The sequence below is a fragment of the Sediminicola arcticus genome (assembly GCF_040566695.1).
Classification (GTDB): Bacteria; Bacteroidota; Bacteroidia; order Flavobacteriales; family Flavobacteriaceae; genus Sediminicola; species Sediminicola arcticus.
This window is the reverse complement of sequence record NZ_JBEXAE010000005.1, coordinates 18884-32431: the sequence shown is the minus strand read 5'-3', so window position 1 is coordinate 32431 and position 13548 is coordinate 18884. Positions and strand designations below refer to the sequence as shown.

Sequence of the window (13548 nt, the reverse complement as noted above, 5' to 3'; positions counted from 1 at the left end):
TTCATGAAACCAATCATCAGCATATGAACCAATCAGTTGAAACTTGTCAGAATTGTGAGAAACAACACAAGGTAGGATTCGAATTCTGTCCTCATTGTGGACAAACAACCAAGGACGAACTGACCCTTGGGTTATTGTTTTATAATACCATAAGTAATTACTTCTCGATCGATGCGCGTTTTTTTAAGAGTTTTATTCCCCTGATGTTAAAGCCCGGATATTTGGGCAAGCGATTCATTGAGGGCAAGCGTCTACTTTACCTGCATCCCGCTCAATTATATCTTTTTATTTCCGTAGTATTTTTCTTCTTATTTTCTTTTAGCGTTAGAAAAGAAGCCCAAGAGTGGAATAAAAACCTTGCGAAAACCCTAATTAAGGAAACAGATACTATTACGAACCAAAGAGTAAAAGACTCTTTGAAATTGGTAAAATTATTAGACACCAATCGAAATGATTCCATTGCTAAGGCAACGACTAAGAAAGCCTTAATGGGGACAAGTAAATTTACTCGAATGACCGAGTCTCAAATAGACTCTATTGTTAATAGTGAAAATTTAGTTATTGAAGGTGATAATGGACTTAACTTTGGTTTTAACGAAGAAGTAATGGATTCGCTTATAGCGATAAATGCACCCGAAGATCAGGTATACAAACAAATGGGCATGAGTGATGACCCTGGATATTTAGAAAAGAAACTATTTGTTCAACTACTTAAATTCTATAAGACCCGTCAAGGTGGAAGTGTTTTGCAAACGTTTTATGATACCCTTCCTATTGCCATGTTCTTCTTGCTGCCGATTTTTGCCCTTATATTGAAAATTTTTTATTTAAAAAGAGGACGCTATTCACATCACTTAGTATTCAGCTTTTATTACTTTTCGTTTTTATTTGCAGTGTTCAGCATCATAATAGGCATGAACATGATTTGGGATATTCCAGATGGGTTTGATTGGTTCCTGGCCGTTTCAACGATATTCTATTTGTTCATTGCATTAAGGACATTTTACGAACAAAAATGGTTTTTAACCTTCATTAAAACGGGTTTTGTGTCGTTCTTGTTCCTGCTGTTCGTGCTACCATTAACGGCAGGAATATTGGCTTTATTTGCCTTTATGTTTTATTAGGGTTGTTAAAAACTTAATTGATTATCCAGAGGTTATCGATTGATACGATATAAATCATTGGTTAATAAACGATTAAATCAAAAAGGAAGCGCTTAGCAATGCCCTAAACTTCATACACAAACTGTTGTGCTTAATAAGGACCCATCATCAATAAAGGCAATTTATAAAAGGTGGCTTTGTTAATAGATAAGACCAAGCGTCCTGTCTTTAGCCTTGGCAACGCCACGGCCAGCAACAAGGCCTATAACCCATTATTCAGTATATATCCTGCAATATAATCGTTTTCCTACATGTAATCCTAACCGAATCTAAACTCCAATTAATTACCGTCAAATCCCAACAATTAATTGTTTGTCTCTCTCTTTACAAAAGCAACATACTACAAGCAGAAAAATAAAATTTAAGTTACCAATTCCCAAAGGCAATGGCCACTTCTGTAAACATAGCTAAAAGCTGAAGCCACAATATCCATATATCGATCCCTATGGGTTTTTATTAGATCGATGAAATAGATTGGATAAACTTTGTAGGGGTGATCAGTTCATGCTTTTTAAATTGTCTGTTGAAATAACTGGTGTTGTTAAATCCAGATTTGAACGCTATTTCAGACAATCTAAAATCCCTTCCTTCCTTGATCAGTTTTTTAGAAAACTTAATTTTTTCAGAATTAATATAGTCAATGGGTGATATGCCCAACGTATTTTTAAACTTTTTATGAAAGTGGGAAGCACTCATATTGGCTTTTTCAGCCAACACATCTACCGTAATGTCCTTATTGGTTAAGTTTTCCTTTATAAATTTAATGACCATGCCCATCCTGGTATCATTAAATACATGGTTGGCATTATTTAATATAAGCGACTTGGCTTTTGTTTGTAGCAGTCTTACAATGAGTTCCTGAATCATTAGATCCAATAAAATATCCTTGGATTTATTATTATTTATGAAGGTTTTTGTTAATCGCTCTATTAATAAGTTGACATCGGAGTTATTGATCAAATGAGAAGAAGAATCATCTATATTCCAGTTATTATTTTCATTTTCTATGGCTACATCGTAGTTGAATTTTTCCACCACTTCCTCAATTTTAAAGGCATCAATTCCCAATGCCAGACATTGCGTTGGTGATTTCTCGGTCGCAACGGGAAAATCAATCACCATTTCTTGATTCGCAGGCATCACCACAGATTCTCCAGGATAAAAATCAAAAGAATCCAAGCCATCAATATGCATAATTTTTTTTCCGGTAAGCATGCTGGCTATGATAGGAAAATCAAATTTTAAAGAAACCTGCTCGGCATAGGCATGAGTTTCATAAACATTGAGCTCTGCATACGCTGCATTATAGGTGGTTTTATTCTCAACTAATGTGGTGAGCTTTCGGGTATTCTTATGATGGCTTAATAACTGGCTCATATTAAATATTTCGAATTATTTTGTTGAAAACTAGCTATAATAGATATGTTCAAAAGTATAATAAATACGTTCAATTTAATTAGAATATGATATTTTAACTTTAATAAAATTAAATAATTTACATTTATTTAATTTAAAAAACACATTATTCTTAATTAATGACATACCTATGATATATTCTAAACCTAAATTTAAAGAAAAATATTCCAATTTCATTAACGGTAAGTTTGTTCCTCCTATTGGGGGGGAATATTTTGAAAATACCTCCCCAATAGACAATAGTTTAATTGCTAAATATCCCCGTTCCCAAAAAGAGGATGTAGAACTAGCACTGGATGCAGCCAATGCCGCAAAAGAAGCTTGGGGAAATACCTCTGCAACAGAACGCTCCACTCTTTTGTATAAGGTAGCAGATATTATAGAAGAGCATTTGGAAGAATTTGCACTCGTGGAAACCTGTGACAATGGTAAGCCCATTCGCGAAACGCTAAATGCCGATATTCCCTTGGCAATAGATCATTGGCGTTATTTTGCTGCTTGTATTCGTTCTGAAGAAGGATCGGCATCCGAGTTGGACGCCAATACCTTATCCATGAACATTAAAGAGCCTCTTGGAGTAATTGCCCAAATAATACCCTGGAATTTTCCGCTTTTAATGCTTTCGTGGAAATTACCTCCTGCATTGGTCACCGGAAATTGTGTTATTTTAAAACCTGCCGAACAAACACCTTCCTCAGCCACACTGCTAATGGAAAAAATTGCCGATGTCTTTCCTCCTGGTGTCGTCAATATCATACATGGCTTTGGTCCGGAAGCAGGCAAACCTCTAGCCTCCAGTTCGCGTGTTGATAAAGTAGCATTTACGGGAGAAACCACCACAGGACAACTTATTATGCAATACGCCTCCAAAAACCTAAATCCAGTTACCATGGAACTAGGTGGTAAATCTCCCAACGTCTTCTTCAATAGCGTGATGGATGAGGACGATGCATTTTTGGATAAAGCCATTGAAGGGGCTGTATTATTTGCGTTTAATCAAGGGGAAGTCTGTACCTGCCCTTCCAGATTATTGGTTCAGGAAGGTATTTATGATGCTTTTATGGAACGCGTTATAGCCAGAACAAATGCTATCATACAAGGCAATCCTTACGATGTGAATACCATGTTGGGCGCCCAGGCTTCCAATGACCAATATGAAAAAATACAAGCGTATCTAAAGATCGGAAAAGAAGAAGGCGCCAAAGTTCTTGCTGGTGGGGAAGCCAATAAACTTAGTGGTAACTTGGCCGAGGGCTTTTATATTAAGCCTACCATATTGGAAGGGCACAACAAAATGCGCGTATTTCAAGAAGAGATCTTTGGACCGGTTGTGTGTGTTACAAAATTTAAAGATGAGGCTGAAGCCATAGCAATTGCAAACGACACCCTTTATGGGCTGGGTGCAGGTGTTTGGACAAGAGATGCCCATCAACTGTATCAAATACCTAGAGCCATTAAAGCAGGTCGTGTTTGGGTAAACTGCTATCATGCATATCCTGCACACGCACCGTTTGGTGGTTATAAAAAATCTGGATTTGGAAGAGAGAACCATGTCATGATGCTCAATTACTATCGCCAAACTAAGAACATGCTTATTTCTTACGATAAGAATAAATTAGGATTCTTTTAATGGTTAATTAAATTAAAGAAAGGCTGAATAACAACATTCAGCCTTTCTTATAAAAATTAAAAATGCAAAGAATAGCTATTACAAAAGCAGCGGCAGAGATTGTCAACCAATTAAAGGAACAATATGGACCACTTATTTTTCATCAAAGCGGAGGTTGTTGCGATGGATCGTCCCCCATGATTTTTGAAGAAGGAGATATGTACCTTGATGAAAGCGATACCCTATTGGGTACCATTGAAGACGTGAATTTTTATATGAACCAAGACCAATTTGAATATTGGAAACACACGCATTTAACCGTAGATATCACGAAAGGCAGAGGATCTAGTTTCTCCCTTGAAATTCCTCTTGGACTGCGATTTATCATTCATTCAAGACTTTTGACAGAGGAGGAAAACACAGCCCTCAATTTATAATATCATGCCAACAATGGGCATGTTCAATTACCTTCAAATTTCCTGCCTTAACTTTCCCTTATATGAATAGTGGATCGTTATAATCACTGGAATGAAATTAGCACCGTTTCCTATGTTCATCCTTGGAATTAAAGGTAGTTCGGAAAGAAACATGTACAAAAAAAAAGGCCCCTCTACAAAAGAAAACACTACTTCCATTCCAGTAAATGCTGCACATAAATAGCGGCATGAAACTGATGCTTCTTGGGAAACCATCTTACTACTATTGGGTACAGGTGCACGAAGACTTCCTTCCAAATTAGACGCTGGCTTTGGCAAAAAAATAGCACTTAAAATTCTAATTGAGTATAAGTGTACCTTACTTAAGAATGCAAATAAAAAAGAAAGAGAAAACCTAAGTGCTTAATTAATACTAGCGTTTCTTTAATATAGTGTACCTTCCTACAAGGAAGCACCTATCCGAACACTCTTAATTACATGCGGGTGCTTTTCTTATAAGCATAAAAAAACGTTTAGAGATAGAATTATCTAGAGTTTACCATAATTTTCCGGTTGTAAAATCCGTAGCTTAATGGCAATATAGTTCCAGGCATAATTGGTAAATAAGATATGAAAAGAGCATTGGTTAGATTTAGAAATAGTGCATTTCGAAGTTTCATTAGGAGACACCAGAAATATGCTCCCATACTTTTTTTCATCGCAGGGTTTATTTTTGATTCCCTCACACTTGGCCGTATTGATAGACTTTACGACCTCATTGTCCTTTGCTGCTACATGACCGCTCTGACCATAACTTTGTATCTCTATAATTTAGTGGATGACGGCAGATGGAAAAATACCCTTTTGGGACGATATGAAGAATATCTTCCCTTGGTCATACAGTTTTTCTTTGGTGGACTTTCTAGTGCTTATGTAATTTATTTCTCCAGAAGTGTTTCCCTTTCCAAAACCCTATCCTTCTTTATCATTTTGCTCGTATTATTTTTTGCCAATGAGTTACTTAAGAAAAGGATATCCAACAAATATTTACAGTTTAGCGTGTACTTTTTTATAAGCTTTACCTTTTTCAGCTTCATTATCCCTGTTTTCATAAGTGAGATGAATACCAGGATCTTTATAATATCTGGTTTGGTTAGTTTATGCTGCACCTTAGTATTAATTATTTTTATATACAGCTTGAGTCCCAGCACCCGCTCAGAAATAAGCTTAATAAAGCTAATAGGCATTATACTCGCAATCTACACGCTAATTAATACATTTTACTATTTTAAGCTTATTCCCCCTGTGCCCCTTGCCATGGATATTGGAATTGTAGCTCACAATATAAAAATGGAAAACAATAAGTATCTGGTTAGCTACGAAACAGATGAGTGGTACGTGTTCTGGAGAAATCACAGGCTCAAATTTATACACGATCCAAAGGAGAGTGTCTTTGTTTTCTCATCCATATTTGCCCCAACAGATCTAGAAAAGTCAATTTTACATAGGTGGGAATGGTATAACGAGACTATCAAAGAATGGGAAATAGTAGAAGATATTGGTTATGATATTACTGGAGGTAGGGATGGTGGTTACCGCGGCTACACCTTCAAAAACAGTGTTAAACCAGGGCTTTGGAAGGTTCAGGTAATAACTGAAGAAGAATTAGTGTTGGGGGTTATAGATTTTGAGATTGTCATTAATCCTGCATTGCGCCCTAAAAGAATGGTCCAGAAAAAAATCTAATCTACCATTTGTATGCTCAGTATTCCCTAGATAAAGGAGCAGCTTTCCCTTGATGTTGCATTAAAATGCGATAAAGAAGAAACTAAAAAATAATTGCTATTTTTAACATGACTTACCACTTTTCAAATATTTAATGACGCTAAAACAATGTCCAAATTACAAGAGTTCAGAGAACGCTTAAATCTTACTCAGAAAGAATTATTCGAAAAATCAGGAATTTCTATAAGAACAATACAACGTATTGAGGCTGGGACAGCGCCAAAAGGTCATACCCTAAAAGTATTGGCCACTACGTTGGGAATAGCAGAAACAGAATTGTTGAATACCAAGGAAAAAATAGGAGTGATGAACTACACCCTATTAAAGTTCATTAATCTTTCTTCGTTGTTAGGCAGTGTTTTTCCGCCTGTAAATATTTTACTTCCTCTATTGATAATGATTATCAAAAAGCAATTTAACCCAATAGCGAAACAGATAGTCTCTGTTCAAATTAGTATCACCATAGCATCCTTTATCATCTTTATGGTCTCTGCGCTTATAAAAAATTGGTTTTCATTAGGAAACGAGTTTACCATGATTATTATGGCACTATTGGTATTAGCCAATGTATGTGTTATTATCATTAATACAGCGGGTATTGATAAAAACAAGGACTTGTACATAAGGCTAAACTTCAGTTTTATTTAAGCATGGCGCGCTATTGGCGGTTTTTTGGCGGGCCTAATGTAATAACAAGCGGTGCTTATTTCTGATTTTTACATTAAAATTAATGTAAATGACAAAGCTGACCCTCTTCTTCGCACTACTTCTTTTAATAAACTCCTTTGGCCTAAAAGCACAAGTTGATAAGAATAGCCCATTATTTAAAGATTTAAAAAAACAAGATAGCATCTTCTTTGAAAGAGGTTTTAACCAATGTGATATAAACTATCTTGAAAATCACATAACCAATGATTTAAAATTTTACCACGACCAAGGTGGGTTTCAAGATCGAAAAGAATTCTTCGAAAATACAAAGAAAAATATATGCTCTAATCCCGATAAAAAACCAATCAGAAAGCTAGATGAAGCAAGTTTGGAACTATTTCCTCTTTATGATGGCGGCAAACTATATGGGGCTTTACAAAAAGGCACCCATAATTTCTATATTAAAGAAAATGGGGATTTAGGTTTCCCAACAAGCACTGCCAGGTTCACCCACGTTTGGCTATTGGAAAATGATATATGGAAACTAAGCGAAGCTCTTAGTTATGATCACCACAAACCACAATCTAATAAGGAGGACGTCAGGGAACTTGAACAGTTGTTAAAAACCAACAAAGTACCCGCGTTGGGACTGGGCATTATAGAACACGGAGAACTCACAAGAATTGAGGTTTATGGGACATTAGACACCAACACAAAAGCCCCTTATAACACCATTTTTAAGGTCGCTTCTCTGACCAAGCCCATTATAACAATAACTACCCTAAAACTTATTGATATGGGCTTATTAGGATTGGATGAGCATTTGTATAGCTATTGGCTAGATCCCGACATTAAAGGAGATGAGCAAACTAAAAAATTAACACCTAGAATTATCCTTTCGCACCAAACCGGATTTCCAAACTGGAGATACCTTACTGAAAACAACAAACTAGCTTTTGAATTTGAACCTGGAACGCAATACCAGTACTCCGGCGAAGGATTTGAATATCTCAGGAAGGCCATTGAATCCAAACTTGGTAAAAGCATTGAAGAAATAACAAAAGAACTGCTGTTTGAGCCTGCCGGAATGACAGACACTAGATTTTGGTGGGATGAAAACATGGACGAAACAAGATATGCACAAAATTTTGATAAGGATGGTAAGCCAATTACTACTTACAAATATTACGAAGCCAACGCCGCAGCCAACCTCCTTACCACAGTAGAAGATTACGGGCGATTTATAGCCTTTGTAATTAATGGGGCAGGGCTATCAGATAAACTGTTCGCCGAAATGCAGCAACAACAGACCAAAATCCGTGAGAATAATTATTTTGGTCTGGGTTGGGAAATCCTCACCGAGTTCAGTAATAATGAAACCTTATTCCTACATAGTGGAAGAGATCCGGGGGTTAGTACCCTAGCTGTATTTTTTCCTAAGTCGAAAAACGGCTATGTCATTTTCCTTAACGGAGACAATACAAATGAAATCTATGAGGAACTATTCACCAAGTATCTGTATACCGGGAAGGAATTATGGGATAGGAAATAATAAGATGGAGCCTAAGAAAACGATTTAAAATCAACATATTTCATTCAAATACTAAAGAAATCTTAACTATTTTTCTATTTCAAAGCAATTGCTTAGTTTTGTGCTGTTGTTAGGAAACTATGGCTAGAAAAAAACAGTATATAGAACACGAAGTTCTAGAAAAGGCGATGGCCTTATTCTGGAGAAATGGGTATGAAACCACTTCCGTTCGTATGTTAGAAAAGGAAATGGGCATTAATCAATTCTCAATCTACGCTAGTTTTGGAAGCAAACAAGGTGTATTTCTGGAGAGCATAAATGCCTATAAACGAAAAATGTACTGTATTACAGATACGTTGGAAAAATCCCGGAATGGGACTCTAGGTATCAAGCAATACTTTTATGATTTTTTGGAGTTTTCCAAAGAAAATAATGTAGGTAAAGGGTGTCTGGTTACCAATACGGTAAATGAATTGGGCGAAAATGCAGATCCAATAGTAATGGTACAATTAATCAAGTTTGCATCGGATATTAAACATCTTTTTATGAATAACCTGAAACAGGATTCCGTAAAAGATGTAGTAACTATTGAAAAAGAAGCCAACTACCTAATGACATCTATCTTAGGGCTATCCGTTGCTTCTAAAATCTTTGACAATAAACAGTTAAAGGATGCTGTTGAAATAGTGTTTAAAAATCTTTAACCTTTTTTTTCTCCAAAAGCTAAGCAAATGCTTAGTAGGTATATTAATTAAATTAAATAGTAGAAAATATGAGTACACTTAAAATTCACACTATCGAATCAGCACCAAAAAAAAGTAAACCTTTATTGGAAAACTCAATGAAGTCCTTTGGCATGATTCCAAACCTTCATGGTGTTTTAGCTGGAGCTCCTGGTATCCTAGAGGCTTACCAAACCTTGCACAGTTTGTTTGAAAATTCAACCCTTAACAATGATGAACTAACCGTAGTTTGGCAAACCATAAATGTTGAGCATGAGTGTCATTATTGTATCCCTGCGCATACGGGAATTGCACATATGATGAAGGTAGATGAAGCCCTTACCGAGGCATTGAGAAACAAAACCGCTATGCCCAATGAAAAGCTCCAAACACTGCACGAAACCACATTGTCCATTGTCCGTAATCGCGGAAATATAACGGATTCAGAAATTGAAGCATTTTATGCTGCTGGGTACGAGCAAAGACAATTGTTGGAGATTATCTTGGGTGTATCTCAAAAGGTGATCAGCAATTATGTGAACCATATAGCTCAAACACCAGTAGACAAGCCTTTCGAGAAATTTGCTTGGACAAAATAACCCAAGTTTAAAAGCTATTTAAATTAGGCTTTCTAAATCTGTATTAGAAAGCCTAATTTAATTGGTATAAGGATGAATTGCCTTGTTTAATGATTGTATTGATTACAAGTATTCATAATATATGTGAATACGTCAGAAGTGAATTTATAAAAATATAAGTATGGCTGGTAAAATTAAAATAGACATCGTTTCTGACGTTGTCTGCCCGTGGTGCACCATAGGCTACAAACGTTTAGAAACAGCAATTCTTGAAATGGGAATAGCGGACAAAATTGAATTGGAATGGCAACCCTTTGAACTAAATCCTCAAATGCCTTCCGAAGGTGAAAACGTAGAGGAGCATATTGCCAATAAATACGGATCCTCCCCTGAAGACATTAAACGTTCCCAAGAACATATGGCAGAAGTTGGCGCTGAATTGGGTTTTACTTTTGATTATTTTGATGGGATGAAAATAGTTAATACCCGTAATGCACATATTTTATTGGACTTTGCCAAAGAATCTGGGAAACAAACTGAGTTAAAAATGCGCTTAGTAACAGCTTTTTTCAGTGAACGAAAAGATGTTTCCAATAGGAATGTGCTACTCGAAGAATTGAATCATATTGGTTTAAATGCAGAAAAGGCCTTGGCGAGATTAGAAAATGATGACGCTCGTTACGAAGTACAGACTAAAGAGGCCTATTGGCAGAGTGTTGGTGTGTCTTCGGTTCCAACCATAATATTCAACAATAAAAATGCCCTAACCGGCGCCCAACCAGTTAGTGTCTATAAACAAGTTCTATCGGAGTTACTGGATCAGTAATCATAAGTCAATAAATTGGAAAATACGTAATGTTGACTATTGCTTTTTATAGCAGTGTCACCCTTATTTTTTAACAAGGTTAATTAAAGATGAATTCTCCTTATTCACCAGTTAAGAAATTTACGATTCCAAATAATATTATCTAGGATTACAACTACGGCAATCACTAAAAGGATATGAAATAAGTTACTAGTAGCCAATCCTAGGATTACATCCAATAACCCTAATAGCCAAAATAGACTTCTTATGATAATTTTATTTATGGATAGTGCTCTAAGATAAAAAAGATTAAAAATTCAATCGATTAAATTAGTAACTCATTCCAAAATCTAAAAGCGTATACCTAAAGGACGTAAATTCATTTCTGAGATCTTTACATATCAAAAAAACATACTTTAAATAAACTATTCCCTAAATACCAAACCGCTAGATAAGCCTAAGCTGTATTTTGAATAAAAATTATTAAATTTAAAAAGCAAAATACCGCAATCATGGAAAAAGAAATCACTAAAGAGTACACTAATGGAGAGCTTACTGTAATATGGAAACCCTAAGCATGCATCCACTCCGAGGAATGTATAAAAGCCTTGCCTAATGTGTACAAACCAAAAGAAAAACCATGGATTACCCCAAAGAACGCTACCACTAATGAATTAAAGGATCAAATTGCCAAATGTCCCTCGGGAGCATTGAGTTACTGCATGAACAAAGAAGGTAAAAAAGGAATAGATAAAGAAAAGGAAAGCACGCAAACCAAAGTTGAAGTAAAAGAAAACGGACCTCTTTTAGTGCATGGAACCTTAAAGGTTATAGACAAATCTGGAAAGGAAGAGGTTAAAGAAAGAATTACGGCCTTTTGTAGGTGTGGATTCTCCAAAAACAAACCCTATTGTGACGGCACACATAACGAAATTAATTTTCAAGGGTGATGCCCAATTAATTGTGCCAACTATATTTTCTAAATCTATCATAGAATTCCCCATGAAAGCAACCCTCTTTACACTACTCCTTTTATTTGCTCTTACCCCCATATTTGGTCAGGATAAGCCCGCCTACACCATCTACAACGCCAAAGGGAAAAAGGTAACCTACAAAAAAATGTTGAACATTCTTTCAACGAAGGACATTGTCCTTTTTGGGGAACTGCACAACAACGCTATTGCACATTGGTTACAATATGAAGTAGCCTCAGATTTAGCCCATACAAAGCCTTTGATCCTAGGGGCAGAAATGTTTGAGGCAGACAACCAAATTCCCTTGAACCAATATCTACGTGGAGCCATAGATCAAAAAGGTTTGGATACCTTGGCTCGTCTTTGGCCCAATTATGACACAGATTATTCTCCTTTGGTGAATTTTGCCTTGGAACACAAACTACCATTTATAGCCACCAATATTCCAAAAAGATACGCGTCCATGGTCTATAAAAAAGGGTTTAAAGTCTTAGGCAGTCTTACTCCCCAAGAAAAGGCATGGATAGCGCCTTTGCCAATAAACTTTGAACCCGAACTACCTGAATACAAAAACATCCTTAGTATGATGGGAGACCACGGAACACCAGAATTGGTGATGGCCCAAGCAATAAAAGATGCTACAATGGCCCACTTTATATTACATAATTACAATCCAGGGTCTAGGTTCCTCCATTTTAATGGCGCCTACCACTCCAACAACTACGAAGGAATTTTATGGTATTTAAAACAATCGGCGCCAAATTATGCCTACGCCACCATTTCCACAGTTTCCCAGGATAAACTGGACAACCTAGTAACAGAATACCAAGAATTAGCCGATTTCATTATTTGTGTGGACAGTCATATGACCAATACATATTAAGAGGATAATCGACAAAATTTAAGTATCTTATATCCCAAATACAATAAGAACCACTGCCCATGGAAAAAAAATGTCCCGAATGTGGGGAGAAAATCATAGGTCGTATAGACAAGAAATTCTGTTCGGATTACTGTCGCAATTCATCTAACAACAGGTTGAACAAAGACAGTAAAAACCTCATCAGAAACATTAACAACCGACTGCGAAAAAATTATAGGATTTTGGAAAGCTTCAAACTACAAGATGGCAAAGCAAAGACCAACAAAACAAAATTAGTAGACAAAGGCTTCGATTTTGAATATTTTACCCATCTCTATACCACACAAAAAGGAACAGTGTACTTTTTTGTTTATGATTTAGGCTATTTGCCCCTAGACAATGACTTTTATATGATTGTAAAAAGGGAATAAAAAATAATCCTCCGAAAGGAGGATGTAATACATAACCTAAGAAATTAAAAGTGTGCAAAAGGACACTTATCATTGTTTGCAGGGAGCTACTTCCAGTTTTGACCAGATAATTTTAAGGCTGCTATTACTATATCTTTTCTACTGATCTGACCTACAAGGATTCCATTTTTAAAAACGGGTAATCTCCTACGGTTGTTCTTGTGAAAAATACCTGCTGCATCAAAAATACTGATATCATGCGGTATGGTTTCCACATTCTTGGTCATGTATTTCTCAACATTCTTATCCAAAATAGGCATGTTAAAATAACGACTCTCAGAAATGGTCTTCATACAATCTGCTTCTGAAATTATGCCTACTAAAAAGTTATTGTTATCCATTACAGGACCCCCTGAAATATTGTATTTGGTAAACAACTCCATTACCTCTAAAATGGATTGTTCTGGTTTAAAAGTTACCAGTTTTTTGGTCATATAATCCTCAACCATAATTGGTGTGGTATATTCCTTTTTTACGATCTCCCGCGCGCCTTGAAAACTTTTAATTCCCATATGGTTGATTTTTAGGTTAATCTTAAATATAGAACTTTACGCAACATGATACAATAT

The 13548-nt window shown here is 36.0% G+C and carries 15 protein-coding genes; 13 read left to right on the top strand and 2 right to left on the bottom strand.

Going from position 1 to position 13548, the window contains the following annotated elements; all coding sequences use genetic code 11:
• Positions 1 to 23 precede the first annotated feature (23 nt).
• On the top strand, positions 24 to 1124 hold the full coding sequence (locus tag ABXZ36_RS11070) for a DUF3667 domain-containing protein (RefSeq protein WP_354615639.1): 1101 nt from the start codon (positions 24 to 26) through the stop codon (positions 1122 to 1124).
• 495 nt (positions 1125 to 1619) lie between these two features.
• On the opposite strand, the gene ABXZ36_RS11065 is transcribed toward ABXZ36_RS11070, so the two are convergent.
• Complete coding sequence (locus ABXZ36_RS11065) at positions 1620 to 2540, bottom strand: AraC family transcriptional regulator (protein WP_354615637.1); 921 nt, start codon at positions 2538 to 2540, stop codon at positions 1620 to 1622.
• 169 nt (positions 2541 to 2709) lie between these two features.
• On the opposite strand from ABXZ36_RS11065, the gene ABXZ36_RS11060 reads away from it, so the two are divergent.
• The 12 genes from ABXZ36_RS11060 to ABXZ36_RS11005 all read left to right on the top strand — a co-directional run bounded on the left by ABXZ36_RS11060 (position 2710) and on the right by ABXZ36_RS11005 (position 12940).
• The gene (locus ABXZ36_RS11060; RefSeq protein WP_354615636.1) at positions 2710 to 4209 is read left to right on the top strand and encodes an aldehyde dehydrogenase family protein; all 1500 of its coding nucleotides are present in this window, start codon (positions 2710 to 2712) and stop codon (positions 4207 to 4209) included.
• Between the two features lie 62 nt (positions 4210 to 4271).
• Complete coding sequence (locus tag ABXZ36_RS11055) at positions 4272 to 4625, top strand: DUF779 domain-containing protein (protein ID WP_354615634.1); 354 nt, start codon at positions 4272 to 4274, stop codon at positions 4623 to 4625.
• Between the two features lie 91 nt (positions 4626 to 4716).
• Entirely contained in the window at positions 4717 to 4848 is a 132-nt protein-coding gene (locus ABXZ36_RS11050) for a hypothetical protein (protein ID WP_354615632.1), read from the top strand.
• Between the two features lie 386 nt (positions 4849 to 5234).
• Positions 5235 to 6350, top strand: a complete 1116-nt coding sequence (locus tag ABXZ36_RS11045) for a DUF2914 domain-containing protein (protein WP_354615631.1) — start codon at positions 5235 to 5237, stop codon at positions 6348 to 6350.
• Positions 6351 to 6497: 147 nt separating this feature from the next.
• A complete protein-coding gene (locus ABXZ36_RS11040; protein ID WP_354615630.1) occupies positions 6498 to 7037 on the top strand; it encodes a helix-turn-helix domain-containing protein in 540 nt (179 codons plus the stop codon).
• Between the two features lie 88 nt (positions 7038 to 7125).
• Positions 7126 to 8589, top strand: a complete 1464-nt coding sequence (locus ABXZ36_RS11035) for a serine hydrolase domain-containing protein (RefSeq protein ID WP_354615629.1) — start codon at positions 7126 to 7128, stop codon at positions 8587 to 8589.
• 119 nt (positions 8590 to 8708) lie between these two features.
• Positions 8709 to 9272 carry a TetR/AcrR family transcriptional regulator gene (locus ABXZ36_RS11030; RefSeq protein ID WP_354615628.1) on the top strand — a complete coding sequence of 188 codons (564 nt, stop codon included), beginning with the start codon at positions 8709 to 8711 and terminating at the stop codon, positions 9270 to 9272.
• Positions 9273 to 9340: 68 nt separating this feature from the next.
• Positions 9341 to 9889 (top strand): carboxymuconolactone decarboxylase family protein, encoded by a 549-nt coding sequence (locus tag ABXZ36_RS11025; protein ID WP_354615626.1) that lies wholly within the window; start codon positions 9341 to 9343, stop codon positions 9887 to 9889.
• A gap of 160 nt (positions 9890 to 10049) precedes the next feature.
• Positions 10050 to 10694, top strand: a complete 645-nt coding sequence (locus tag ABXZ36_RS11020; RefSeq protein ID WP_354615624.1) for a DsbA family oxidoreductase — start codon at positions 10050 to 10052, stop codon at positions 10692 to 10694.
• Positions 10695 to 11254: 560 nt separating this feature from the next.
• Positions 11255 to 11623 (top strand): (4Fe-4S)-binding protein, encoded by a 369-nt coding sequence (locus tag ABXZ36_RS11015; protein WP_354615998.1) that lies wholly within the window; start codon positions 11255 to 11257, stop codon positions 11621 to 11623.
• Positions 11586 to 12530 (top strand): ChaN family lipoprotein, encoded by a 945-nt coding sequence (locus ABXZ36_RS11010; protein ID WP_435602408.1) that lies wholly within the window; start codon positions 11586 to 11588, stop codon positions 12528 to 12530. The genes ABXZ36_RS11015 and ABXZ36_RS11010 overlap by 38 nt, the downstream gene beginning before the upstream one ends.
• A gap of 59 nt (positions 12531 to 12589) precedes the next feature.
• The gene (locus tag ABXZ36_RS11005; RefSeq protein ID WP_354615623.1) at positions 12590 to 12940 is read left to right on the top strand and encodes a hypothetical protein; all 351 of its coding nucleotides are present in this window, start codon (positions 12590 to 12592) and stop codon (positions 12938 to 12940) included.
• Between the two features lie 86 nt (positions 12941 to 13026).
• Here ABXZ36_RS11005 and ABXZ36_RS11000 read toward each other — a convergent pair whose 3' ends face one another.
• Positions 13027 to 13491: a CBS domain-containing protein gene (locus ABXZ36_RS11000; RefSeq protein WP_354615621.1), complete on the bottom strand. Its 465-nt coding sequence runs from the start codon at positions 13489 to 13491 to the stop codon at positions 13027 to 13029.
• Positions 13492 to 13548 lie beyond the last annotated feature (57 nt).